Genomic DNA, 23,005 nt, shown 5'->3' with positions numbered 1-23,005 from the left:
TTGGAGCTTCGGGACGAACGCGTCGAGCCCGGTCCCTCCAATCAGAAGTTTCAAGCAACGATACAGACGAGTAAAACGCGAATGTCCCCTCCAACCGATGCCGGGCCGAAGGAGCTGTTCCAGTGGCTCAGAACGACCGAGGAGGAGCCCGTCGCCATCGTTCGAGACGTGGTGAAAACGGCGATGTGGGTCGTCGGAATCGGCGTCCTCCTCTTCGCGATAACCGGCGTGTGGCCGCCGATGGTGGCCGTCGAAAGCGGAAGCATGCAACCGCACATGAAGAAAGGCGACCTCGTCGTCGTGATGGACGAAGGACGACTCGCGGGCGACGGGTCGTACGGCGACACGGGCGTCGTGCCGTACCGCGCCGGGAGGGGGTCCGGCTATCGGGAATTCCACAGTTACGGCGACGTCATCGTCTACCGCCCGAACGGCGACAGCGGGAGAACGCCGATAATCCATCGGGCGCGGTTCTGGGTGCGGGAGGACGAGAACTGGTACGACCGGGCGAACGAGGCGTACGTCGGTACCGCGGACAACTGCGAGGAACTGCGAAACTGTCCCGCACCCCACGCCGGATTCATCACCAAAGGCGACCACAACGGCGTGTACGACCAAGTCTACGAACTCGACGGGCCGATAAGCGGCCCCGTCAAGTCGTCGTGGGTAGTCGGCAAGGCGAAACTCAGGATTCCGTGGCTCGGCTGGATTCGGCTGGCCATCTGACGACCGTTTTTCCGTTCGAGAGTTACCGCGTGACGGACACCCGACCGCCCGTCACGGAGAGCGAAAAGCCCGCGTCCAGAAGCCAATCGCGGGCGGTACCCGTCCCGTGCATCAACACCTCGGCGAGGTCGGATACCTCGTCCACATCCGTGGCGATGCGGTGTGAATCCAGTTCGGTGACGGACGCGCCGATTTCCGCCGCGATTTCGAGGTGGTCGAGGTACGACGTGCCATGATAGTCGACCCGAAACTCGGAATGTCGGGAGACGAGCGCGTTCGTGCCGCCGCCGCGCCCCGGCGCGATGACGACATCGCCTTCCGCCGAAAAGAGCCGTTCCAGCGCCGTCGGCGTCGCCAGCGCGAGGTCCGCCATCACGATTGCGGTTGAATCGGCGGCGGCGAATACGTCGTTCACGGCGGGCGTCAGCGGTCGGGAATCGACTTCGAGCGGCGCATCGATGTCGATGGGCCGGGTCGAGAGGACACGTGGCTCCCTGCCGGTCGAACGAATCGCCGCGAGAACGTCGTCGAGCATCGCCAGCGCGAACGCCCGACGCTCCTCCGCCGTGAGCGTCCCGGCGAGTCTCGTCTTCGGTTCACCCGCGGCGAACGGCACCACCACCTGCATACCTGTTGGTATTCGGGTGGTAGGTTAAGTGATTACGAAAACGGCTACCGAAGGGGTACGAAAACGCGTGAAACCGGGTCAGCGCAGGCGGTAGTTGTCCTGCTGCTGGGAACGGTACCAGTACCCAGCGCCGCCGATGACGAGGAGGACGACGACCGCAGCGCCGCCGTACATGAGCAGTTTGCTTCGTTGGTCGGACTGTTTTGCCTTGTCGGCCGCCGAGTTGGCGCTCTTTTCCGCTTTACCGGCGAGGTCGATGGCGTTGTCGAAGTTCTGCGCCTCGTAGGCCGAGACGGCGTTGTCGAGGGTGCTTTCGGCGTCCGCCGTGTTCGCACCCGACGGCGCGTCCTCGATGGCTCCCTGTGCGCCGACGATGGCGTCACGGGCGCTCTTGCTGTCCTCGGTGTGGTAGTCGGCCGTCCACGTCTCGATCTCCTCGCTGTTGCCGCCCTCCCGGGACTGGCTCAGCGTGGCGAACGTGAACGACTGCTGTGGGTCGAACGTGAAGTTCGCGACTTCAGGCACGGTGCCGGACACCTTCACGACCGCTTTGCTCGCGTCAGTGTCGAGGGCGAGTGAGTGGTCGAACGACTGGCCGTCGTAGGACTCCTTCGCCTTCTGGTTACCCGCTTGATCGTACGTTGTAACGGTCCACGTCACGTCGGTCAGTTCGGTTTGCCCCTCCAACGTCCACTGTTCGTAGTCGCTGTAAAGGTCGGTCAACGTCATCGTCGCCGTCACCGAGTCGCCGACGGCGGCATCGTTCGGGATGCCGCTCTGCTCCGTCGAAATCGCCGTGGCGGGTGCAACCGCCGAAAGGGCGAGCGTGACGACGAGGAGCAGGGCGAACAGCTTAGAACAACGGATCGAGTTCATCCTCATCATCCTCGACGAGATTTTCAAGGTTCGTTTGGCTCTCCTGTTGGATGTCGTCGATGTTGTCCTGTGCCTCGATGGCGACCTGCTGGAGTTCCTTGATGCGCGGCACGTTCGTCACGCCCGAAAGCAGGACGACGCTCGCGACGCTGGGTTCGTTGACGGGGTAGTCGCCGCCGCGAACTTCCATGCTGCCGGTCTGCTCTTCGAGCCATTTCCGGCCGCGCTCGATACCTTTCCGGTTCAGGTGGGGTGACGGACCGCTCATGACGAGGAGTGCACGTTCCGTCCCCTGAATCTCACAGGGGAGGGTCAACCGACCGAGCGCCGCTTTGCGGACGAGGCTCGTTATACGATTGGTCGTGTGTGCGGTGTCCTCGGACTGTCCGCCACCTCCGCCGGTGAACCGCGAGAGGAGACCGCCGGAACTCTGCATCTCGACTCCCTCCGCGGCGTAGCCAATGGTGGACACGCCGCCGCCGGCGAGCGTGTTGATGATTTCGCTGGAGTCCACGACGCTTTCGGCGACGTCGTCGCCGCCGCCGATTTCGCCGGCACCGAAGAGGATGCCGAACCGCGTGACTATCTCCTCGTTGATTTCGGCATAGCCGCTCTCCATGCTTTCGCCGGACTGACGCCACGCGTCGTTGTCGAACACCATCAGGTTGTCCACTTCACGGACGAACGTCTGAAACGAGCGTGCCGCATTCAAGGTGTAGATGCCGCCCTCGTCGCCGCCGGGAAGGATACCCAATCCGTAGACAGGTTCGGTGTAGATCCGTTTCAGGTGTTTCGCTATGACGGGCGCGCCGCCGCTCCCCGAACCGCCGCCCATTCCGGCGATGATGAGGAAGGCGTCCACCTCGTGAACGGGGATGTTGTCGATAGCGCCCTGTACTTCGTCGATGTCCTCTTCGGCGATTTCCGCGCCGAGTTCGTTGTCCGCACCCACGCCGTGCCCTTTGACGCGGGACTGTCCGATGAGTACCCGATTTTCCTCCGGGACGTTCTGTAGACCCATGAGGTCAGCACGGGCGGTGTTGACTGCGACTGCCGCACGGACGATGCCGCTCTGGGTTCGCTGGTCGTATTCCAGGAACTTGTCGACTATCTTCCCGCCTGCCTGACCAAATCCGATCATCGCGAGTTTTATTTTTCGGTACCGTTCTCCGTTGAGAGAAGAACAGACGGAAAGAGGACATAAACTTTGTGGTATGTTCCGTTTCAAACACCCGACATTCGAGACACAAAATCGCAAGACGTGAGTAGTTTAGTGTGTAGTATCGTATCCGACGATAAAACTATCATATTCCCCCTCTTTAAGTCTAGATATATCCAGACGGGTGTTCGTTCTGTTATGTCCGAGATCTGTGGTCAATATGTAGATATTGCTCCAAGGTTGTCAATTCTTCGGGTTCGATACCGAACGACGCGACGTCATTATCCATAACCGTGTTGTCAAATTTGAGCGAGCGGTACTGGTCGCCGCCCATCGGGAACCCCGGAATCGCGCCGCCGACCTTCAATCCGACCGCGGCGAGTTCCATCGGAATGGGGAGAACGGTAACGGACTGCCCCTCGGCCCGTCGGGCGAGTTTGGCGACCTCCGCGAGCGTCAGGACCTCCGGGCCGCCGATTTCGTAGGTGTCGCCGTCGCGGGACTTCTCGATTCCGTCCGCCAGCATCGGCGCGAGGTCACCCACCCAAATCGGCTGGAATCGAGTATCGCCACCACCGGGAAGTGGAGCGAGATACGGCGGCGTGAGTTTCCTCGTGAACGAGAGGAATTTGCTTCCCTCCCCGAACACGACGGACGGGCGGAATATCGTCCATCGGCGGTCGGACTCCCTCACGAGGTTCTCGGCTCGTCCCTTGGCCCGAATGTACTCCGTCGGCCCGGTCGGGTCGGCACCGAGGGCGCTCATCTGGACGATCTTTCCGACGTCGTGTTCCTCCGCCGCCCGCACGACGTTCCGAGTTCCACCGAGGTGGACGCTCATGTGGCTAAGCCCCCGGGGCGGTTTGAACAGGGGCGAGAGGGCGACGAGGTTGACCACGGCGTCCTGCCCGGAAAACGATCCCTCGACTGACGCGTAGGCAGTCACGTCGCCCATCGCTTTCTCGACGTCGCTCGGGAAATCCGCCTCGTCGGGATTTCGCGCGAGCGCCGTCACCTCGTGTCCTCGGTCGAGGAGTTCGCGGACGAGACGCTGGCCGATAAACCCGGTGCCGCCGGTCACGAGAACCTTCATGGCGCGGAATTGTGGGCGAAAGGACCTAAAACTACCTGCCAACGAGGCAGGTCCGTCCGACGGGTCCCGACCGAAACCCCGAACGTTTTACCGAGCGACTCGAACGTCCGGGCATGCTGCTAACGCTGGAAGGGTTGGACGGGAGCGGGAAATCGACCGTCTGGGAGGTACTCCGCGAGGAGTTCCCCGACGCGGTGTTCACCCGCGAACCGACCGATTCGTGGTACGGTGAGGCCGTGAACCGTTCCATCGAGGACGACGACGCGGATTCGGTCGCCGAGTTGTTCCTCTACACGGCCGACCACGCGGCCCACCTCGCACGTACGGTTCGCCCCGCGCTCGAAGACGGCAAACTCGTCATCTCCGACCGGTATTCGGACTCGCGGTACGCCTATCAGGCCGTCGCGTTGGACGGGGTCGTCCCCCGCCCGATGGAGTACATCATCGGCGTTCACAAGCCGTGGACGCGCCCGCCGGACTGCACCATCTATCTCGACGTCGACCCCGAAACCGGCGCGGCACGGAGCGGTGCGACGAACAAGTTCGAACAGGCGGGGTTCCTCGCGCAGGTGCAGTCGAACTACGAGCGTCTGATGGACGCGGAACCCGGTCGGTTCGTCCGGGTCGATGCGACCCGATCGCCGGAGGCGGTCATCGAGAGCGTCGTTTCCACCATCGAGCGCGTCACCGAGGACGCGGACGAGTAGTTTTGACGGTGGAGGGCGTACGTCCCCTATGAGCGAGGGGGACGACGATTCGGGGCTCGGGTTCACGCTGCCGCCGATGCGCCTGCCGCCGCTGACGCTTCCCAAGCGGATTCGACTCGTCTTTCCGGTGTTCGAACTCCCGGAGCGACCGGAGCGCTCCTCGGGAGTTCGTGTACGGACGAAACACATCGTCGCCGCGCTGTTGCTGTTCGACCTGTTAGACGCGATTCTCGCGGTCTGGTTCGGGTCGCCCGCGCCGTGGGTCCGCGCGCTCGTCGGCGTCGGCCTCACGGCACTACTGGTCGGACCGGTAAGCCTGTTCTACATCTGGGAACCGCTCGCGGCCGTCGTCGGCGTGGGATGGTTGGCCGTGGTGCCGTCAGCGACCTTGTTGTTGTTCGCGCGCGTTTTCCGGCAGTTCGACCTCCTCGGGCGGCGGCATCCAGAACAAGTCGATGGAGACGCCGAGCGAGAACGGTAGCACCCAGATGAGGATGAGGGCGGTTCCGATGTCGCGGATGCCGCTGCCGCCGAATCCGATCACGCCGCTCAGCACGATCGTCGTGACGACGTAGACGAGCGGGACGAGCAGGAGCGTGTACACTACTGCCCCCCATCGCGTCGAAAGGCGGAGGCGGAAAAAGCGAATCACAACCGCCGTGATGACGGTGTTGACGAGGATGATGACGGAAAGTCCGAGCACCGTGGCGGCCGAAACCATACCCGGAAGTAGGGAGTCCGTACTCTTTTGCGTACCGGATGACGGACGGTGAGATATCGGTCGGTACCGTTCAGACCGCACCGTCGGTCCGGAACCCGGGATGATCACGCTGATACCGGATGAGTTGCGCCGCGCGGTCCGCTTTCGCCAGCAGCACTTCCTTCAACTCGGGCGGGTTTCGAATTCGGGTGTTTTCGAGGACGGAGTCGGGAAGCGCGAGCGTGTTGTCGGGGACGCCGTCCTCGGCGTGGACGGGGAAGTGCTGTTGCTCTATCTTCATGACGAGCGGCCAGTCCAAGCGCTCTATCCCCTCCCCGGCGGCGTAGAGGGCTTGATTCACGGACTCGTGATCGTCGGAGGCCATGACAGCGCGGTCGCCGTCGTGTGGTTCGACGTACAACCGACCGAGGTAGTAACCGCTCGAAAACGATTCGAACATGATAGCCAATACCACACAAGGTCGGATAGTTATATAGTAGTTATCCGGAACAGTTATGTCGAAGAACAAATATACCCGAGAACCGGTCCGTGCATTCCGGGTTCGGGACGGTGATAGCAGTTCTTTTAGTAATCCCCGACACGGATACAACATGGCAATTCCCGAGCGGTACGCCCGCTACTATCTCGAAAACACGCCGAGTCTGGTCTGGCTGATAGTCGTCAACGCCGCGGCCATCCTCGTCGGTCTCGACTTCTACATTCGGACGATGCCGAACTTTCCGACGTTCCTTTGGCCGTTGTATGCTGACTCCCCGGCCGCGCTCGCGCTCATGACCGCCTCGCTCTTCACGTTGCTACCGAACCTCGGCAACCGGCTTTCGGATTCGCCCCAGAACCTCCCGCTCGCGTACCTCAACACGTTCGCCTTCGTCTGGCTGTTCAAGTTCGGTATCTGGACGTTCATCGCGCTCAACCTCGGGTTTTCACTCTACTTCGGCCTGCCGTGGGACCCACGGGCACTCTGGGACTACTGGGGAATCATCATCACCCACCTCGGGTTCGTCGCGGAGGCGTATCTCATCCCAAACTACGGCACGACGACGAGGGGAGCACTGATCGCCGCGCTCGTCGTGTCGCTCGCCAGTGACGTTCTCGACTACGGATTCGGCTACCACCCACCGCTTCGGTACGAAGTCGGCTTTGCCCTCCCATTAATAACTGTTGCACTCTCCTTCGTTTCGGTCTTCGCGGCGTCCCATTCGATGGGTCGATTTGCCGACTGAGCGTTGCTTTTAAACGTTCTCCTCGTCTCTCGCTTCTTCGTTTCGATTCGTGAACAGAACGAACGAATTACCCCCTTTTTAAGGGAAGGATTAGTAATGGAGTAGTAGATGAACTCCGCTCGCGCCGTCCTCTTAATCGCGCTACTGCTCTCCGGGTTCGCTCTCGCCGTCCCTACCGCTGCGGCACCGACGCCGGACGCGACGCCGGATGCCCAGACGGACGTCGGAGCGACGTCGTTCCAGGCCAACCAGCAGACGAACAACACCACCAACAACAGCACGCTCGGTGCCGAAATCTCCTCGTTCATGCAGGTCAGCACCTCGCAGGCGAAGGGAACCGTCGACACCGGGATGTGGGTCGCTCGGTTCAACCAGACGAAGAACAAATCCGCACGACAGGCCCTCGTCAGCAACAACGTCGGCGACATGAAAAACCAGCTGGCGGACCTCCAAGAGAGGAAACAAAAGCTCGTGCAGGCCCGAAACAGCGGACGGATCAGCCGACTCAAATACCAGTCGGAGATGAGCCAGTTGATCGGCGAGATTCGGGCGATTCAGTACTCTATCAGCGCGACCAGACCGCGCGCCGTCACCGTGGGGACGCGAGTGGACGACGTCGATAACCTCAGCGAGCGGGCCGACACCGCCGGCGGTCCGGAGATGATAGAAGTCGCCCGATCGATACACAGCGTCCACCTCAACGGGGAGGAGAACAATTCCACGATGAGGCCGGGAGGAAACGAGACGGGAAATGAGAGCGGTGAAAATCCGGGAACGAACATCGGTAGCGGGACCGTGGGCGTCGGAAACGACAGCGGCGACGGAACCTCGAGTGGTGGTTCGGGAAACGGAAATGGGTCGGTTGATGCGGGCGTTGGAAACGGAACGGTTGGCGTCGGTGTTGACAACGAAACCGTCAGCGTCGGCATCGGGAACTGAAACCGACGCCGGAAGCGAGAAGAACGGCCGGTAGACCCCACATTTTAGGGCGGTTTGACCCTTTGACGCCGAGAGACACCCTTTTCCGTTCGGGTTGCCAAGATGTGAGCGCGAATGGACTCTGCCGCGTTGCTCGATATACTCGGAAACGAAAACCGAAGACGTATCCTGCGACTCCTCTCACGGAAGCCCTGTTACGTCACCGAAATAAGCGACTATCTCGGTGTCAGTCCGAAGGCGGTCATCGACCATCTTCGGAAACTGGAGGAGGCGGGATTAGTCGAAAGTCGGACCGACGACCAGCGCCGCAAGTATTTCAACATCTCTCGGAACCTCCGACTCGAAGTCGACGTCTCGCCGTACGAGTTCGGAATGAAGAGCGCCTATCCCGCGAGTCCGAGCCTCGACGTGAGTTCGTGTCAGTACCTCTCCTTGAACGTCCAGTATCTCAACGAACGCGTCGAATCCACGGACGAAGGGGAAGAGGACGTAGAGCAGATAAGCGACTCGGAGGCGAGCGAGGTCGCCGACCTCGCGGCCGAACTCAACTGCCTGGAGGATTTAAAGGGCGAGTTGTCACTCGCACAGCGGTGGGTTCACGGACGAATGACGAACGTCCTCGACTCGCTCAGCGAGGCGGTGGACGGGAACGGCGAGAACAGGATTCGAGCCGAGATTCTGGCCGCGCTCGCGGCCGGTGCGGAGACGACGGCGGAGATAAGTCAGGAGGCAAAGGCCCCGGCACGAATCGTCGAAAGCCACCTCGGAAGTATGGCGGAACGGGGAATCGTAGAACTGGACCGCGAAAACGACACGTGGACGCTGGCCGGTTAGATTTCACGGGTCAGGCCGTCGCGCAGGTCGCCGCCGAAGTACGCGCCGAGGCCGGCGACGAGGAGCCCCGAGACGATGCCGATTGCGGCGATGGGGAACCCGCCGACGGTGAGGGCGACGATGTGTTTGAGGGCGAACGTCAGACCGCCAGCGACCGCACCGGCGAGCGCGGTTTCGGCTATTTTCGAGTCGCTCGTCAGCGCGCCGAGAACGAACGACACGGCGAACATGGCGACCAGACCGGCCAGACTGCCGATGAACGGGATGACGCCGCCGAAGAACATCGCCACCGTCAGCACGATCGCCGCGATGCCGAAGTAGCGGACCGAGAACAGGTTCCCGACGCGCTTTTTCGCGCGACTGCGACGGCTCTCGCTGCCCCCGGTTCGCTGCTCACCGTCACCGTCGATGTCGCTGAGGAGGTCCGAGATGTCGTCGTCGGTTTCGCGCGTCCGAGTGCGCTGAGTCATGTTCCTGAATTGATTCCCGTGGGTAATGTGCCTTTCCCCGAAACGAGTGGATTCAAGTCGAACGCCACGCTACCTCGTGGTATGAATCCAGGGGACCGCGTTCGCGTCGAGCGAGCGAATGAAACCTACGAGGGCGTACTGCTTCCCTCCACGACGCCGGACGACCTCGTCGTCAAACTCGACGGCGGGTACAACGTCGGCATCGACCGCAGGGCGGCGAACGTAGACGTACTCGAATCGGAAGTGTACGATATCGAAGAGGAGACGTCGGACGACTCCTCGGTCGTCGAATTCGACCCCGAGTTGCCGACGATTTCGCTCATCAGCACCGGCGGGACCATCGCCTCGACGGTCGATTACCGAACCGGCGCGGTGACCGCACAGTTCGACGCGAAGGACGTGCTTCGAGCGGTGCCGGACCTCGCGGGACGGGCGAACTACCGCGGTCGCGTCGTCGCGAACATCCTGTCGGAGAACATGACGCCCGACGTCTGGCGGGAGTTGGCACGGGCCGTGTACGACGAAATCGAAAACGGGGCCGACGGCGTCGTCGTCATGCACGGAACGGACACGATGCAGTTCACCGCCTCCGCCCTCTCATTCATGCTCGACACGCCGGTCCCCATCGTGTTCACGGGAAGCCAGCGCTCCGCCGACCGACCGTCCTCCGACAACGTGATGAACGCGGTCTGTTCGGTCGAGGCCGCGAAGACCGACTGCGCGGAAGTCCTCGTCTGCATGCACGCGACCGAGAGCGACGACGTCTGTGCGCTCCACCGCGGAACGCGCGTTCGGAAGAACCACACCTCCCGCCGCGACGCCTTCGAGACCATCGGCGCGGAACCGCTCGGAGAAGTGGACTACGACACCGAGGAAGTCACGTTCCGACGCGACTACGACGAGCGAGGGTCACGGGACCTCACCCTCCACGATGACCTCGAAAGCGAGGTCGAACTCCTGAAGTTCACGCCCGGAATGGGCGTCGAGGCGCTCGACTACGCCGACGGAAAGGCCGGACTCGTTCTCGAAGGAACTGGACTGGGCCACGTCCACTCCGACTGGGTGGACCGCATCAGGGAACTGGTGGACGACGGAACCACGGTCGTCATGACAAGCCAGTGTCTCGGCGGGCGCGTCTGCGACCGCGTGTACGACACGGGCCGCGACCTGCTCGATGCTGGTGTCGTCGAGGGCGAGGACATGCTCCCCGGAACGGCGAAGGTGAAGTTGATGTGGGCGCTGGCGAACAGCGACGACCCCGAAACGACGATGCAGAAGCCACTCGCGGGCGAGATTACCGAGCGCTCGGTGCCATGGGAGTAACCGAAATCGAACTCAGGGAAGCGACCCACGACGACTACGAGGCCGTCGCCGCGTTCACGGAGAACACGTGGGCCGACCGCGACGGAGGCGATTACATCCCGCGCGTCTACCACGACTGGATAGACGGCGAGGACCGCTACACCGTCGTCGCCGACGCCGGGGACGACATCGCAGGAATCGTCCAGTGCGTGTTGCTCTCGGATTGGGAGGCGTGGGGTCAGGGAATGCGCGTCAATCCCGACTTTCGCGGACACGGCGTCGCGACCCGCATGACACACGAGTTGTTCGACTGGGCGCGCGAACGCGGAGCCACGACGCTCCGCAACATGGTCTTCTCGTGGAACGTCGCGGGACTCGGCCAATCGCGGGCGACCGGGTACGATCCGATCACGGAGTTTCGATGGGCGCATCCCGAACCCGATGCCGACGCCGACCCCGCCATGGAGGTCAGCGACGACGTGAACGCCGCGTGGAGCTACTGGAGCAGGAGCGACGCGGGCACGTACCTCCGCGGCCTCGCACTCGACTTCGAGGAGACATGGGCACTGTCGGAACTGACCCGCGAGGACCTCCAGCGCAGTGCCGAAGACGGCGAACTCTTCGTCGTGCAGGAGGACGGAACACGCGGATTCGCCTGCATCGCACGCGAGCAAGAACTGCCGGACGAGGACGGAGAGCGGACGGTGTTCGTCGAATACGCCATCGGCGCGTGGACGGACCCGGACGCGGCCCGCTCGCTGTTCGCCGCGATTTCCCGCGACGCCGCGAACCGCGACGCGGACGAAACGAGGGTTCTCATCCCCGAAACCCCGCGGATCGTCTCCGACGCGGCCTACTGCCGAGTGGAAATCGCCGACGATCCGGATTTCGTCATGGGGATGGACCTGACCAAGGACTACCGCTGACGAATCAACGGCGATTTTCCGCGGCGCTAACGACTACCGTCCGCGGAGCGCACCGAAGACGCCCGAAACCGTTTCTTCGTCCCGAAGTTCGTGGTCGACGCCGAGCGGCGAGATGCTGATCTCCCCCTCGGCGAGCGCCCTGCGGTCGGTTCCGACGGGATCGTCCATGGACTCCGGTCGGTCCGTCCGAAGCGGGTCGTAAAACCGGTCGATGAGGGCGAGGGTCTCCCCGTCTTCTCCCGTCTCCTCGATTCGAACGTCGAAGTCGCGCGCCGGTCGAGTGAGGCGGACACGCGGCGTTCCGTCTCCGATGGGAGCGTTGACGTTCAGATACGTCCCCGAGTCGATGGCGTCCGCGCGCTCGACGAGAGAGCGAGTGACTCGTGCCGCCTGAGCGAAATCCTCGCGCTCGAAGCGAGGGGGAACGCCGTCATCGGGGTCGTAGGCCGAAACCGCGATTCCCGGAACGCCGAGGAAGACGGCTTCCTTCGCGGCACCGACGGTCCCCGAGCGGTCGAGTTTGTGCGCGCCGAAGTTCGGCCCGTCGTTGCATCCCGCGACGACGATGAGGGGTTCCACGTCGAGCGTTCCGAGACCGACCGCGACGCAATCGGAGGGCGTTCCGTGAACGACGAGACCGCGCTCGTACTCGTCAACTTCGACGGTATGGGAGTTCGAACGGCCGACGCCGCTCTGGTCCTCCGCCGGAGCGACGACGGTCACGTCGACCACGGACGTGAGTTCGTCGTACAGAGCGTCGATGCCGGGCGCATCGACGCCGTCGTCGTTCGTCAGGAGAACGCGAAGGTTCACGCGCTATCCACCACTCACGGGGGGAAAGAGCGCCAACTCGTCGCCCGGTTCGAGAGCGGTTTTCAACCCGTCTTCGGCGAAGACGTTAGTCCCGTTCCGGAGCACGTTGATGTGATCGTGGAGGCGGCCATCGTCGTCCAGTACGCGGGATTCGAGTTCCGGCCGAGGAGCGAGGAGGTCGTCCAAAGCATCGCCGACGCTGTCTCCCGGTTCGGCGTCCACGGACACCTCCTTCCCCCCGGCGAGTTCGGCCAAGTCCGCGAAGAGTTTCCACTGCATAGGCAACGAAACGGTCGGCGACGGGAAGTGACTTTCTTTCCACGAGGTGTTCCGACGGTCGGTGCGCCGGAGAGCGAAGCGGCCACGTGAAGGGAGCGAGCGACGGGATGACCAGCGTCGCTACCGTCTCCGTCACCATCGCAACCACTGCTTCGCCCACCATCGGACCGGAATGGCCTCGGTATCCTATATAAGATCAGGGGTTATCCCCTCGACCGTGGCGTCCGCTGCGTGTTCGATTTCACGCAACCGAGTGGGTTGGACCACGACGTACAGCGCGTCCCCGGGTTCGAGAACGCGACTCCGTGGAGGAAGCACCTCGACGGGGTCGCCGTCAGGGCGAACCGCGACGACGGTCATGTCTAGGCTGCCGACGGGGACGCCGACGAGGCCGCTCCGCGGGGAGACGGTGACGACGGCCATCGTCTCGTCCGCCGACCGAAGTCGCGTTGCAAACACCTGCTCGGGGCGCGATTCGACGGGAAACGTCACCAATCGGTAACGGTGTGTCGCGTCGAGTTTCGTCGCTTCGGCTTCGTCCACCGCGAGCGTCACGATGTCGCCGACGACGCCGCGGATTTCGCCGGTCGTCACCCGGGTCGGAGCACTGTCGTCCGTGTCGTCATCGTCAGCGTCGTGCCGCCATACGGCGACCGAATCGCCGATTCCGGCGCTGAACGCGGGGTCGGCACGAACTGCAACGGCGACGGTCCCCGGTGCGAGCAGCGGGCCGAGCCCCACGACACGCCCGCCGAGCGCGAGGTAATCGATACGGCCGTCGTCGGTGAGGTCGATATCCACGTAACCGACGTCGTAGTCGTCTTTCAGTCGGGAGACGATCCGGTCCCGGAGTTCCGTGACGGTGAGGCCGCGAGGAAACACGAACGACGACCCGGCGATTTCGGCTTTCCGCTCGCTCGAAACGGTATCGTGACCGTCCATGTCGTCGACGTGTTCGGGGAGCGTGACCGTGACGACGCGACCGACCGTTTGGACGAGTCGGCTCACGTCGTCGGTTCCAGTTCCACCCGTGAGGGCTACCACGTCCGTCGCCGCCCAGTCGCCGACGCGGACGCTTCCGAGGGCGGTCAGCCCAGCGACGAGAAACGAGACGACCGTAATCAGCGCGTTCGTGAACGTAAGCATGTCCTGACTCCCGTCGAGGATGAACGGCTGGAGCGTCCGCCACGTTCCGAGCCAGATACCCACGGCCCCGACGCCCGCGAGTACCGCGAGGCCGCTCGGTACCCGCTCGCGGGTGTACCAGCGATGGAGGAACGACACCGTGCAGGCAACCGCCGCCGAGAGGAGCCCGAGACCCGCGATACGAACGAACGCGACCACGAGGGTCGTCGCCAGCGGCGGCATCAGGCGACCGCCTCCGAAAACCGCCGAATCGACTCGTCGTTTCCGACCACGTACAGGTCGTCACGCGCTTCGAGAGCGGTCGTTCCAGGGGGTGCGACCGTCCAGTCGCCGTCCCGTTCGAGCGCGAGCACCGCCACGCCGTACGTCGCCCGAACCGAGGCGGCACCGAGCGTCAGGCCGTCGAACTCGCTTCCCGCGCGAATCGAAACCCGCTCCCAGCGCTTACCCGCGCGTCGGAGGAGGCGGATGAGTTCGAACTCGTAGCGCGTGCCCCGCGACTCGACGCGGAGTTTGGTCGGCGTGTCGTCGAGAAGCTGGCGTGCCTCCCCGTTCGAGACGGCGACCGTGACGCGGCCGTCCCCACCGGTGGTGGTCGGCGTGGGAGCGGATGGAGCATCCGTATCTTCGTTCGCGCCACCGCCACCGTTCGTTTTGGCGCTCAGTACGGTGCCGCCTATCTCCTCGTCTCCGAGCGAGAAGACGACGGTATCGCTGCGCGACAGCCCCGTCGGTACGAGGGTGTCCACGGAAACCGCACGTTTTCCGGGCGGGACGCGACGGGAAAGCGATCCTTCCGGCGGTGCCGCGTTCACCGTCGCCGTCGCCCGCGCGTCGATTTCGACGGCCACGTCCGTGAGGTCGTAGTCGGTTCGAAGGCGGTCCGCCAGTCGGGATTCCAGTTCCGGGATGGGCAAATCGCCGGGGAACGTCCATTCGTCCTCGGCGATGGTCGCTCGGAGGTCGTCGGGAAGCGGCGGATACCCCTCGATGTCGCCGACGTCGCCCGTCGCTCGCACGCGGACCTGACCGAATCGCCCGACGCGTTCGATGACGTCGCTCGACAGGCGGTTTTCGCGCAACTGTCGAAAGCCGATGCGGCGGGGAAACGTCGCCCCCATCGAATCCCCCTTGGCGTGGGCGTACTGGCTCGACAGCATCACGACGACGAGCGCGACGACGATGATGGGGGACTGGCCGATGGCCGGGTCGAGGAGGCCGAGTAGCCCGCCCTGCACGCCCGCGATGGCGACGCAAAGGACGACGACGCCGAATCCGGGAACGGAGACGCCCGTCACGTACCGAAAGACGAACCCGAGCGTCCACGCGACGAGTGCGGGAACGACGCCGGTCAGCGCCCCGAGATAGAGCCCGAAGAGGACCTGCACCGGCAGTGAGTAGCTCATACCGTGGCACAAACGGTCGAATACCAAAGACGTACCGACGGGTTTCGTCATCGAAGGAGCAGGTTTCGGTTGCACCGTCGCCGCGTACCGACGATACGTGCCTCTGGAAGAATGACCGTTCGGCCACCCCATTTATCGCGGCGGCCGTCGCACGAACTGTCGTATGGAGGGGGGGTTCCGGCGGCGGTTCACGTCGGCGCGCGTAGCGGTATGGTTAGTCATCGGGGTCGCGCTGCTCTCGATAGCGACCGGACTCGTCACGACGGCGGCGGGACCGACCGGCGACGGCCTCTTCGGCGGACTGGTTCCCGTAGCCATCCGTCAAACGACCACGTATACTGGCACCATCGTCGGGTTTCTGCTGCTCATCGCGGCGATGGGCTTGCGTCGTGGGTTCCGGACCGCGTGGTTCGCGTGTGCGCTGCTAGTTCCGGTTACGGTGGTTCACGGACTCCTCCAATCGACCCCGTACTCGCTCCCGCTCGTCGCCTTCGCGCTCGTGACGGTGCCCGTGCTGTTCGTCGTTCGAGGGCGGTTCCAGCGACCGATGGAACTCTCCACCGCGCAAATAGCCACGGCAGCCGCCGTCGTCGGCGCACAGTTGTACGGCACCATCGGAGCGTACGCGCTGCAGGACCAGTTCAGGAACCTCAAAACGTGGTTCGACGCGTTCTACTTCACCCTGCTCACCGCCAGCACGGTCGGCTACGGAAGCGTGCAACCGACCACGACCATCGCCCGTGCGTTCAGCATGACCGTCATCGTCTTCGGAACCGGCAGTTTCGCGGCGGCGTTGGGCGTCCTCTTCGCGCCCATCGTGCAGAACAGCTTCGCCAGCGCGCTCGGCAAATCACCGAACTCGAACATCGACCTCATGGAAGACCACTTGCTCGTCCTCGGCTACGGACACCTGCTCACGGAATCGATACTCGACGAACTCGACAGTTCGACCGAATACGTCGTGGTCGCGGAGGACACTGACCTCGTCGACGAACTGCGCGAACGGAAGAAAACGGTCGTCCACGGCGACCCGAGCGACGAGGACGTCCTCGAACGCGTCGGCATCGACCGGGCGAAATCGGTACTCGTCGCCACCGAGGACGACGCCGCCGATTCGCTCGCCGTCCTGACCGCTCGGCAGTTGAACGCGGACGTTCGAATCGTGGCCGCCGCCACCGACCGCGAGAACGTCAAAAAGCTCCGGCGGGCGGGTGCGGATATCGTCGTCAGTCCGGCGCTCATCGGTCGCATCCTCGTTCAGGCGGCGCTCGACGGGGACCATGTCGAGGAGCTGGCCGACCAGTTGGCGGGGGAACCGTCGAACAAGACGCTGGACGACTTCTGATAGCGCTCGAAGAGTTCCTTCGGACGACGGATGGGCGAATCAGCCCCGATGGACGACGGCCACGTCGCAGTCGACGTCGTGTAGGCGCTCGAACGTCGGCGGGGAGATGAACCGTGACGCGGCGCTTCGGTCGCTACTCGCCCCGATGATGACGAGGTCGTAATGGTCGTCGTTGGCGGTGAGGAAGTCGTCGATGCCCCGGCGCGAAATCCGCGTCTCGAACGACCCCGAGAACGCCTCCACGAGGTCCGCCAGGGTGGATTCGGCCCGTCGTCGCTTCGACTCGCTGTCGATGCAGGTACAGACGCTCACCGTCCCGGTCGCTCCGGCGAGCCGTCGGGCGAAATCGATCATCGCGTGGGCGGTATCACCCGCCCGTCTGATGGGAACGAGAACCCGCTTCCACTGGTAGTCCCGAACGTCCACCGAGTCCGCGCCCGGGGCGGGACGATAGACGATGGCGTCGATACGCCCGCGAAACAGTTTGCGAACGAACGGCGACAGGCCGCCGTGTTTCTCCTCGTAGGGCGCGACCACGAGGTCACAGTTCGTCTCGCGGGCGGTCCGCAGTATCGTCCGGGACTCGTTCGTCCCGTCCCCGGCGACGACGACTTCGCAAGGGACCCCCATCCGGGTTCGAATCCGCTGGGCCCGTCGTTCGAGGTCGGTGGCCACGTCGTCCGCCGCGTGCGTTTCGGCCACCTCATCGGTTTCGAGGTCGGTGGCCTGTCCCCTGACGAGCGTCGGGTCTTCGTCCTGCGCTTCGGCGGTTTCCCGCACCTCCTCGATGGCGTCCTCGTCCACGATATCCACCAGCACGACCTTCCCGGCGTCGTGTGCGGACGCCAGTTTCGCGCCGAACATCGCCGCGTCCTCGGCGTACTCCCCCCGCATCGGAACCAGGACGTGGTCGTCGCCCTTCGTGGACTGATACAGGTAGCGCGAGCGTTTCTGGTAGAACTCGGTGTGCCAGACGCTGAAGACGGAGACGACGATGAGACTCGAAAGGATGACGCTCGCCACGTAGCTCGGCTCGTGGACGCCGACGACGACGGCGAGGAGCGACGTCGAGAACGCCGCCGGGAGTTCGAGCGAGAGCGCCCACGTCGCCGCGATGGTTAGAAAGACGGCCAGTCCCGCGGTGATGGGATGTGCCTCCAGCGGCTGGATTTCCGGCACGTGAAGGAACGTCTCGGAGAAGTAGACCGAAAACCAGCCACAGACCGCGCCCGTCCCGAGGCCGCCGACGAAGTTCCGGGGCGAGGCGTAGCGGCCGTCGGGGTCGCTGAACAGGGTGTAAGTTCCCGAGGCGAGGGGGGGATAGAGGAGAAACGATAACTCCTCGACGCGGTCGGAAAGCGCCGTAATTCCCGCGATCAGGACGGGGAGTGCGATCATGGCAGTCAGGTGGCGGAGGTTCGTGCTCGTCTCCAACCAGCGGCGAAACTCCTTGCTTTCGCGGCGTCTAACGCGGCGAACACGCGACACCGACCGTTCGAATACCGACCACAACCAGTTGCGCATCAACGAATGGTTTCCCAGCGTGAACTATATTCGTTCCTGCCGTCTCGCATCGAGTATCAGTCCTGTTTGCCGGCGCTGACGTTGGCGAGTTTCGATTCGGCGACGACCGGAATGTCGACATCGGTCCCGCGAGTCAATTCGGGGATGTTGTCGTAGGCGTCGAGGATGTCGCTCCGGGTGACGATACCGACGAGGTGGTCGTCCTCGCCGACGATGGGGATGCGGCCGACGTCCAACTTCTCCATGATGTCGACTACGGACAGCAGGTTCGCGGACGGCGGAACCGTCAACACGTCGGTCGTCCCGATCTTCTCCACCGGGACGCGCTCCTCGTCGGGAAGGTCGATTTCCTCGTTACCCTCGATGGTGTGGATGATGGAGTTGGTGAGTTCGGATTCGAGGTCGGTCAGCGTCATGATGCCGGCCAGACCGCCGTCCTCGCTCACGATAGGGAGTCCGTGGTGTTTCGTCCGCTGGAACATGAGGAGGGCGTCCTCGCAACTGTCACCGGCGTTCAGCGTATCCACGTCGGTCGTCATCACGTCCTTCGCCGTCAGATCTTCCAGACTACCGATACGGCGCTCCTGAACGGTGATTCCCTTGTCGCGGAGTTTCTCCGTGTAAATCGTCCCGCGGTTGAGCAGTCGTTGGGTGACGACGCTCCCGATGACCGTGACGACGAGGAGCGGGAGGATGATGGTGTACTGGCCGGTCAACTCGAAGATGATGAGCGTCGCCGTCAGCGGCGCGCGGGCCGTCGCCGCGAACACGCCACCCATGCCGACGAGCGCGTAGGCACCCGGTCCCGCGGTGCCGGGGAAGAGCATGCTTGCGATGATACCGAAACCGCCGCCGATCATCGCACCGATGTAGAGGCCGGGCGAGAAGACCCCGCCGGAACTACCGCTTCCGACGGAGAACGAAAAGGCGAGCAACTTCAGAATCGCCAACGCGAGGATGATTTTCAGCGTCAGGTCGCCCGCGATGGCCGAGTGGATGGTCGCGTATCCGACGCCGAACAGCCAATCCGCGGTCGTCAGCGCCGACTCGTGGAGCATGACGGTGCTGATGAGAACGGTGGCACCGAGGAGCAGACCGCCGATGGCGGGTTTCACGTACTCGGGCAGGTCGAGACGCTCGAAGACGTGTTCGGTACCGTACAGCATCTTGACGACGGCGGCACCGGACAGGCCGATGAGGAAGCCCAATCCGATGTAGAGGGGGAACTCCACGACTGGCGTGACCATGTGGTAATCGACGGGAACGAGGAACGCTCGGACGCCGGGGTTCGGCGTGAACTGCAGGATGGTCCGCGCGACGGCCGTGGACATCACGGACGCGAGGACGACGACGATGACGTTTTGGAGATAGTACTCGGCAAGCAGGATTTCCAACGAGAACATGACCCCCGCCAACGGCGCGTTGAACGTTCCCGCGATGCCCGCCGCCGCCCCCGCAGCCACCAACGTCCGGGTGTACTTCTGATCCATGAAGCGTCCGAAGAAGGACCCCGCCGCGCTCCCGATTTGGATGATCGGTCCCTCCCGGCCCAGCGACCCGCCGCTGCCGATGGCGAGCGAGGAGGCGACCGTCTTGTACACCGAAATCTTCGGGTCGATTTTCCCCCCGCGAACGAGCATGGATTCCATGACTTTCGGGACGCCGTGGCCCTTCACTTCGGGCGTCGTCAGGATGACGATGACCCCGACGAGAAGCCCGCCGATTGCGGGGAGCAAGAGAAACCGTCCGGGACCGAGAAACGACAGAATGCCGAACACGTTGGGAACGTCGATCAGTTCGAATTCGACGTTTCCCGGGTTGAGTGTTTTTCCGAAAAAGACCTCCTGTGCCGCCCAAATCGTGAAACGAAAAACGACCGCGCCGAGTCCGGCGATGATTCCGATGACGATCGCGATACAGTTCATCTGGATTTCTTCATCACGGAGCGATAACCCACGGGAGCTATCACCCGCGCTTGATTTCGACCGGGAGAGGATAGGTAACGAACTCAATAACCCCATTTGTGTGTCTATAGCGAGCGAGGGGGGATTTCCCTTTCGATATGCAGACGACCGAAAAAGTGGACATTCTTAAACGAAAGACGGCATTCGGTCGTACGCATCTAACACATCACTCCGTGTGACAATACCCACTACCTTCCCGCGCTCGACTACGGGCAATCGTCCAATATCGAACGATTCCATCTTGTCGACGACGGAAAGGAGGTTCTCGCTCGGCGTCACGATACGCACGTCCGTCGTACACACATCGGCCACGGTCTGTTCTATCTCCGGGCGGTCGGGTTCCTCCTCGACCTGACTCGCCATGAACGGTTCGAGATCGGTGAGTGTGACGATGCCGACGAGGATTCCCGCAGAATCCACGACGGGAAAGCCGCCGTGGTCGCTGGTTCGAATCGTCGGAATCGCGTCCTCGACGGACAAGTCAGCGGGGAGCGTATCCACGTTCGTCGTCATCACGTCGCCAGCCGTCAGGTCCTCCAAACTGCCGATACGTCGCTCCTGTACCGTGATGCCCCGTTCTCGAAGTTTTTCGACGTAGATGGTACTCCCGTGGAGGAGACGGTTCGAGAGTTCGTTGCCGAGGACGCAGACGAGGAGCAGTGGCAGGATGATGGCGTACTGGCCGGTCAACTCGAAGATGATGAGCGTCGCCGTCAGCGGCGCGCGGGCGGACGTCGCGAAGATGCCACCCATGCCGACGAGCGCGTAGGCACCCGGTCCCGCGGTGCCGGACACGAGGACATTGACGACGGTACCGTAGGCGCCGCCCAGCATCGCGCCGATGTATAGCGACGGCGAGAACACCCCGCCGGAACCGCCGCTCCCCACCGAGAGCGAGAAGCCCATCGCTTTCATCACCGCGAGTACCAACAGCAGTGCGAACCCGAAGTTACCGAGGATGCTGTGGCGAATCGTTCCGTACCCCACGCCGAACAGCCACGTCGCGCCGCGAAGCGGGGAAACGTCGAACACGGCCGCCGTGACGAGGGCTGACAAGCCGAGGAGTGCCCCGCCGAGCGCCGGTTTCGTCGCCGAAGGCAGGTCGAGGAGCTCGAAGACGTGTTCGGTGCGGTAGAGCAGTTTCACGACGCCCGCACCCACGACGGCGACGAGCAGGCCGAGCACGACGTACAACGGATATTCGACCAACGGCGAGACGAGGTGGTACTGGATGGGGACGAGGAACTCTCGGACGCCGGGATTCGGCGTAAAATCGAGCAACGACCGCGCGACCGCGGTGGCCGTCACGGCGCTCAAAACGACGGCGATGACGTTTTGGAGGTAGTACTCGGCGAGCAGGATTTCCAACGAGAACATGACCCCCGCCAACGGCGCGTTGAACGTCCCAGCGATGCCCGCCGCCGCCCCCGCAGCCACCAACGTTCGAGTGTACGCGTTTCGGTCCACGTACCGACCGAAGAAGGACCCCGCCGCGCTCCCGATTTGGACGATGGGACCCTCCCGACCCAGCGACCCGCCGCTGCCGATGGCGATGGAGGAAGCGACCGTCTTGTACACCGAAATCTTCGGATCGATTTCCCCGCTCCGGACCAGAATCGATTCGAGAACTTTCGGGACGCCGTGGCCCTTCACTTCGGGCGTCGTCAGTTTGATGATGACGCCGACGAGAAGCCCGCCGATCGCGGGGAGCAAGAGGAATCGAACGGGACCGAGCACCGAGAGCGCCGAAAAGGCGTTCGGAATCGGGACGAGCGCGAACTCGACGCTGCCGGGATTGAGCGCCGTGCCGTAAAATAGCTCTTGGACGACCCAGATGGCGAACCGGAATAGTACCGCGCCGAGTCCGGCGATGACGCCGATAGCCAGCGCCAGCACTACCATCCGAAGGTCGCTGTCGGCCGGGAGCGACCGGAGGGACGGCGGGGAGATGGGAGAGCGAACCTCCCCCGATACGGACTCGCCGCTGACCGCCTCGTCGCCCCCTTCCCCTCCGCCCATGAACCCCATCACGACGGGGAGTCGCTACACTCTTGTGGTCGGTTTCGCGAAAGTCCCCGCGTCGGTTCGCGCTTAGGCTAACGAGACGACGGCGTCGAGCGTGATACGAATCGCGCGTTCGACGTTGTTCTTCGCCTTCTCGGGGAGTTCGTCGTCCTCGGTATCGGTTCCCTTCTGCGTCCCCTTCACGAGGTTGCCGTCCACGGTGCAGATGGCTCCCGAACGCATGCCCTTGCGCCGCGCGACGGAGAAGACGGCGGCCGCCTCCATCTCGACGGAGAGGATGTTCGCTTCCTCCCACGACCGAACGTACTCGTCGGTTTCCGCGTAGAAGGCGTCGTCGGATGCGATGGGGCCGACGTGAACGTCCTCATCGTTGCTTTCAGCGGAATCGACCAGCGCCGAGAGGACGTGATAGTCCGGGACGGCGGGGTAGGTGTCCTTCTCGTAGCGGCGGGTCGTCCCCTCGTCCTTCGCCGCGCCCGTGGCGACGACCATGTCGCCGATTTCGATGTCCTCCTGGAGCGCGCCGGTCGTCCCGACGCGGATGACGGTGTCGACGCCGACGGCGTGCATCTCCTCGATGGCGATGGTCGCGGACGGACAGCCGATTCCGGTCGAGCAGATGGTCAGCGGGGTGCCCTCGTACTCCGCGTTGACGACCTTGTACTCGCGGTTCTCGGAGACGACTTCCGAGGAGTCACACTGTGCCGCGATTCGGTCCACGCGCCCCGGGTCGCCCGGAATCAGCGCGATGTCGTTCAGGTCGCCCTCGTCAACGAGCAGATGTGGTTGGGTTGCCATGGGCGAGGGGTTTTGGGGTGAGGTAGAAAAGAGTAGCTTTCGAGAGCGAGGAAGCAGTGTTACTGGCTGATCCGCTCCATCAGGAATAGCGTTCCAAGGCG

At 63.5% G+C, this 23,005-nt stretch carries 24 protein-coding genes; 9 read left to right on the top strand and 15 right to left on the bottom strand.

The window, feature by feature from the left end; translation table 11 throughout:
* The first annotated feature begins 81 nt into the window (after positions 1–81).
* On the top strand, positions 82–726 hold the full coding sequence (locus ACGYLY_RS00220) for a S26 family signal peptidase (RefSeq protein WP_395283542.1): 645 nt from the start codon (positions 82–84) through the stop codon (positions 724–726).
* A 22-nt stretch (positions 727–748) separates the two neighbouring features.
* On the opposite strand, the gene cofC is transcribed toward ACGYLY_RS00220, so the two are convergent.
* From cofC to ACGYLY_RS00200, 4 genes are all read right to left on the bottom strand, one after another.
* Entirely contained in the window at positions 749–1,354 is a 606-nt protein-coding gene (cofC, locus tag ACGYLY_RS00215) for a 2-phospho-L-lactate guanylyltransferase (protein ID WP_395283541.1), read from the bottom strand.
* 78 nt (positions 1,355–1,432) lie between these two features.
* Entirely contained in the window at positions 1,433–2,230 is a 798-nt protein-coding gene (locus ACGYLY_RS00210; RefSeq protein ID WP_395283540.1) for a hypothetical protein, read from the bottom strand.
* Entirely contained in the window at positions 2,208–3,383 is a 1,176-nt protein-coding gene (locus tag ACGYLY_RS00205; protein WP_395284179.1) for a tubulin/FtsZ family protein, read from the bottom strand. The genes ACGYLY_RS00210 and ACGYLY_RS00205 overlap by 23 nt, the downstream gene beginning before the upstream one ends.
* A gap of 202 nt (positions 3,384–3,585) precedes the next feature.
* Entirely contained in the window at positions 3,586–4,482 is an 897-nt protein-coding gene (locus ACGYLY_RS00200) for a complex I NDUFA9 subunit family protein (protein WP_395283539.1), read from the bottom strand.
* 113 nt (positions 4,483–4,595) lie between these two features.
* Here ACGYLY_RS00200 and tmk point away from each other — a divergent pair, with 113 nt between their 5' ends.
* Both tmk and ACGYLY_RS00190 read left to right on the top strand, forming a co-directional pair.
* Positions 4,596–5,189 (top strand): dTMP kinase, encoded by a 594-nt coding sequence (gene tmk / locus ACGYLY_RS00195; protein ID WP_231185462.1) that lies wholly within the window; start codon positions 4,596–4,598, stop codon positions 5,187–5,189.
* A gap of 28 nt (positions 5,190–5,217) precedes the next feature.
* Positions 5,218–5,670, top strand: a complete 453-nt coding sequence (locus tag ACGYLY_RS00190; RefSeq protein WP_395283538.1) for a hypothetical protein — start codon at positions 5,218–5,220, stop codon at positions 5,668–5,670.
* On the opposite strand, the gene ACGYLY_RS00185 is transcribed toward ACGYLY_RS00190, so the two are convergent.
* The gene (locus tag ACGYLY_RS00185) at positions 5,569–5,910 is read right to left on the bottom strand and encodes a hypothetical protein (RefSeq protein WP_395283537.1); all 342 of its coding nucleotides are present in this window, start codon (positions 5,908–5,910) and stop codon (positions 5,569–5,571) included. The genes ACGYLY_RS00190 and ACGYLY_RS00185 overlap by 102 nt on opposite strands.
* A gap of 70 nt (positions 5,911–5,980) precedes the next feature.
* Complete coding sequence (locus ACGYLY_RS00180) at positions 5,981–6,349, bottom strand: DUF5802 family protein (RefSeq protein ID WP_395283536.1); 369 nt, start codon at positions 6,347–6,349, stop codon at positions 5,981–5,983.
* A gap of 151 nt (positions 6,350–6,500) precedes the next feature.
* On the opposite strand from ACGYLY_RS00180, the gene ACGYLY_RS00175 reads away from it, so the two are divergent.
* The 3 genes from ACGYLY_RS00175 to ACGYLY_RS00165 all read left to right on the top strand — a co-directional run bounded on the left by ACGYLY_RS00175 (position 6,501) and on the right by ACGYLY_RS00165 (position 8,906).
* The gene (locus ACGYLY_RS00175) at positions 6,501–7,133 is read left to right on the top strand and encodes a DUF1405 domain-containing protein (RefSeq protein WP_395283535.1); all 633 of its coding nucleotides are present in this window, start codon (positions 6,501–6,503) and stop codon (positions 7,131–7,133) included.
* A 108-nt stretch (positions 7,134–7,241) separates the two neighbouring features.
* Positions 7,242–8,072: a hypothetical protein gene (locus tag ACGYLY_RS00170; RefSeq protein WP_395283534.1), complete on the top strand. Its 831-nt coding sequence runs from the start codon at positions 7,242–7,244 to the stop codon at positions 8,070–8,072.
* A gap of 114 nt (positions 8,073–8,186) precedes the next feature.
* Entirely contained in the window at positions 8,187–8,906 is a 720-nt protein-coding gene (locus ACGYLY_RS00165) for a metalloregulator ArsR/SmtB family transcription factor (RefSeq protein WP_395283533.1), read from the top strand.
* On the opposite strand, the gene ACGYLY_RS00160 is transcribed toward ACGYLY_RS00165, so the two are convergent.
* Positions 8,903–9,376: a hypothetical protein gene (locus ACGYLY_RS00160; RefSeq protein ID WP_395283532.1), complete on the bottom strand. Its 474-nt coding sequence runs from the start codon at positions 9,374–9,376 to the stop codon at positions 8,903–8,905. The genes ACGYLY_RS00165 and ACGYLY_RS00160 overlap by 4 nt on opposite strands.
* A gap of 81 nt (positions 9,377–9,457) precedes the next feature.
* Between ACGYLY_RS00160 and gatD the strand changes: the two genes are divergently transcribed.
* The gene (gatD, locus tag ACGYLY_RS00155) at positions 9,458–10,699 is read left to right on the top strand and encodes a Glu-tRNA(Gln) amidotransferase subunit GatD (RefSeq protein ID WP_395283531.1); all 1,242 of its coding nucleotides are present in this window, start codon (positions 9,458–9,460) and stop codon (positions 10,697–10,699) included.
* Positions 10,690–11,604 (top strand): GNAT family N-acetyltransferase, encoded by a 915-nt coding sequence (locus ACGYLY_RS00150; protein ID WP_395283530.1) that lies wholly within the window; start codon positions 10,690–10,692, stop codon positions 11,602–11,604. The genes gatD and ACGYLY_RS00150 overlap by 10 nt, the downstream gene beginning before the upstream one ends.
* Before the next feature lie 33 nt (positions 11,605–11,637).
* Here ACGYLY_RS00150 and surE read toward each other — a convergent pair whose 3' ends face one another.
* From surE to ACGYLY_RS00130, 4 genes are all read right to left on the bottom strand, one after another.
* Positions 11,638–12,417: a 5'/3'-nucleotidase SurE gene (surE, locus tag ACGYLY_RS00145; RefSeq protein WP_395283529.1), complete on the bottom strand. Its 780-nt coding sequence runs from the start codon at positions 12,415–12,417 to the stop codon at positions 11,638–11,640.
* 3 nt (positions 12,418–12,420) lie between these two features.
* Positions 12,421–12,696, bottom strand: a complete 276-nt coding sequence (locus tag ACGYLY_RS00140) for a ubiquitin-like small modifier protein 1 (protein ID WP_395283528.1) — start codon at positions 12,694–12,696, stop codon at positions 12,421–12,423.
* A 186-nt stretch (positions 12,697–12,882) separates the two neighbouring features.
* Complete coding sequence (locus tag ACGYLY_RS00135; protein WP_395283527.1) at positions 12,883–14,064, bottom strand: TrkA C-terminal domain-containing protein; 1,182 nt, start codon at positions 14,062–14,064, stop codon at positions 12,883–12,885.
* Positions 14,064–15,248 (bottom strand): potassium channel family protein, encoded by a 1,185-nt coding sequence (locus ACGYLY_RS00130; protein ID WP_395283526.1) that lies wholly within the window; start codon positions 15,246–15,248, stop codon positions 14,064–14,066. The genes ACGYLY_RS00135 and ACGYLY_RS00130 overlap by 1 nt, the downstream gene beginning before the upstream one ends.
* A 163-nt stretch (positions 15,249–15,411) precedes the next feature.
* On the opposite strand from ACGYLY_RS00130, the gene ACGYLY_RS00125 reads away from it, so the two are divergent.
* Complete coding sequence (locus tag ACGYLY_RS00125) at positions 15,412–16,593, top strand: NAD-binding protein (protein ID WP_395283525.1); 1,182 nt, start codon at positions 15,412–15,414, stop codon at positions 16,591–16,593.
* A 39-nt stretch (positions 16,594–16,632) separates the two neighbouring features.
* On the opposite strand, the gene ACGYLY_RS00120 is transcribed toward ACGYLY_RS00125, so the two are convergent.
* The 4 genes from ACGYLY_RS00120 to ACGYLY_RS00105 all read right to left on the bottom strand — a co-directional run bounded on the left by ACGYLY_RS00120 (position 16,633) and on the right by ACGYLY_RS00105 (position 22,904).
* On the bottom strand, positions 16,633–18,117 hold the full coding sequence (locus ACGYLY_RS00120; protein ID WP_395283524.1) for an HPP family protein: 1,485 nt from the start codon (positions 18,115–18,117) through the stop codon (positions 16,633–16,635).
* A gap of 56 nt (positions 18,118–18,173) precedes the next feature.
* The gene (locus ACGYLY_RS00115) at positions 18,174–20,042 is read right to left on the bottom strand and encodes a chloride channel protein (RefSeq protein ID WP_395283523.1); all 1,869 of its coding nucleotides are present in this window, start codon (positions 20,040–20,042) and stop codon (positions 18,174–18,176) included.
* 165 nt (positions 20,043–20,207) lie between these two features.
* Positions 20,208–22,100 carry a chloride channel protein gene (locus tag ACGYLY_RS00110; protein ID WP_395283522.1) on the bottom strand — a complete coding sequence of 631 codons (1,893 nt, stop codon included), beginning with the start codon at positions 22,098–22,100 and terminating at the stop codon, positions 20,208–20,210.
* 72 nt (positions 22,101–22,172) lie between these two features.
* Positions 22,173–22,904, bottom strand: coding sequence for a nucleoside phosphorylase (locus ACGYLY_RS00105; RefSeq protein WP_231185479.1), 732 nt, complete (start codon positions 22,902–22,904; stop codon positions 22,173–22,175).
* Between the last annotated feature and the right edge of the window lie 101 nt (positions 22,905–23,005).

Origin of the sequence: Haladaptatus sp. CMAA 1909 (assembly GCF_043952005.1) — an archaeon.
Lineage (GTDB): Archaea > Halobacteriota > Halobacteria > Halobacteriales > Haladaptataceae > Haladaptatus.
This window is presented reverse-complemented; position numbering and strand designations above follow the sequence as displayed.

Excerpts from the sequence above, each read along its gene's own strand:
- ACGYLY_RS00190 (WP_395283538.1), top strand. The coding sequence starts at position 5,218 with ATGAGCGAGGGGGACGACGATTCGGGGCTCGGGTTCACGCTGCCGCCG.
- ACGYLY_RS00185 (WP_395283537.1), bottom strand. The coding sequence starts at position 5,910 with ATGGTTTCGGCCGCCACGGTGCTCGGACTTTCCGTCATCATCCTCGTC.
- ACGYLY_RS00140 (WP_395283528.1), bottom strand. The coding sequence starts at position 12,696 with ATGCAGTGGAAACTCTTCGCGGACTTGGCCGAACTCGCCGGGGGGAAG.
- ACGYLY_RS00125 (WP_395283525.1), top strand. The coding sequence starts at position 15,412 with ATGGAGGGGGGGTTCCGGCGGCGGTTCACGTCGGCGCGCGTAGCGGTA.
- ACGYLY_RS00110 (WP_395283522.1), bottom strand. The coding sequence starts at position 22,100 with ATGGGCGGAGGGGAAGGGGGCGACGAGGCGGTCAGCGGCGAGTCCGTA.
- ACGYLY_RS00150 (WP_395283530.1), top strand. The coding sequence starts at position 10,690 with ATGGGAGTAACCGAAATCGAACTCAGGGAAGCGACCCACGACGACTAC.
- ACGYLY_RS00120 (WP_395283524.1), bottom strand. The coding sequence starts at position 18,117 with ATGCGCAACTGGTTGTGGTCGGTATTCGAACGGTCGGTGTCGCGTGTT.
- ACGYLY_RS00165 (WP_395283533.1), top strand. The coding sequence starts at position 8,187 with ATGGACTCTGCCGCGTTGCTCGATATACTCGGAAACGAAAACCGAAGA.
- ACGYLY_RS00180 (WP_395283536.1), bottom strand. The coding sequence starts at position 6,349 with ATGTTCGAATCGTTTTCGAGCGGTTACTACCTCGGTCGGTTGTACGTC.
- ACGYLY_RS00200 (WP_395283539.1), bottom strand. The coding sequence starts at position 4,482 with ATGAAGGTTCTCGTGACCGGCGGCACCGGGTTTATCGGCCAGCGTCTC.
- cofC (WP_395283541.1), bottom strand. The coding sequence starts at position 1,354 with ATGCAGGTGGTGGTGCCGTTCGCCGCGGGTGAACCGAAGACGAGACTC.
- tmk (WP_231185462.1), top strand. The coding sequence starts at position 4,596 with ATGCTGCTAACGCTGGAAGGGTTGGACGGGAGCGGGAAATCGACCGTC.
- ACGYLY_RS00160 (WP_395283532.1), bottom strand. The coding sequence starts at position 9,376 with ATGACTCAGCGCACTCGGACGCGCGAAACCGACGACGACATCTCGGAC.
- ACGYLY_RS00175 (WP_395283535.1), top strand. The coding sequence starts at position 6,501 with ATGGCAATTCCCGAGCGGTACGCCCGCTACTATCTCGAAAACACGCCG.
- ACGYLY_RS00135 (WP_395283527.1), bottom strand. The coding sequence starts at position 14,064 with ATGCCGCCGCTGGCGACGACCCTCGTGGTCGCGTTCGTTCGTATCGCG.
- ACGYLY_RS00170 (WP_395283534.1), top strand. The coding sequence starts at position 7,242 with ATGAACTCCGCTCGCGCCGTCCTCTTAATCGCGCTACTGCTCTCCGGG.
- ACGYLY_RS00130 (WP_395283526.1), bottom strand. The coding sequence starts at position 15,248 with ATGAGCTACTCACTGCCGGTGCAGGTCCTCTTCGGGCTCTATCTCGGG.
- ACGYLY_RS00115 (WP_395283523.1), bottom strand. The coding sequence starts at position 20,042 with ATGAACTGTATCGCGATCGTCATCGGAATCATCGCCGGACTCGGCGCG.
- ACGYLY_RS00210 (WP_395283540.1), bottom strand. The coding sequence starts at position 2,230 with ATGAACTCGATCCGTTGTTCTAAGCTGTTCGCCCTGCTCCTCGTCGTC.
- ACGYLY_RS00105 (WP_231185479.1), bottom strand. The coding sequence starts at position 22,904 with ATGGCAACCCAACCACATCTGCTCGTTGACGAGGGCGACCTGAACGAC.
- ACGYLY_RS00220 (WP_395283542.1), top strand. The coding sequence starts at position 82 with ATGTCCCCTCCAACCGATGCCGGGCCGAAGGAGCTGTTCCAGTGGCTC.
- gatD (WP_395283531.1), top strand. The coding sequence starts at position 9,458 with ATGAATCCAGGGGACCGCGTTCGCGTCGAGCGAGCGAATGAAACCTAC.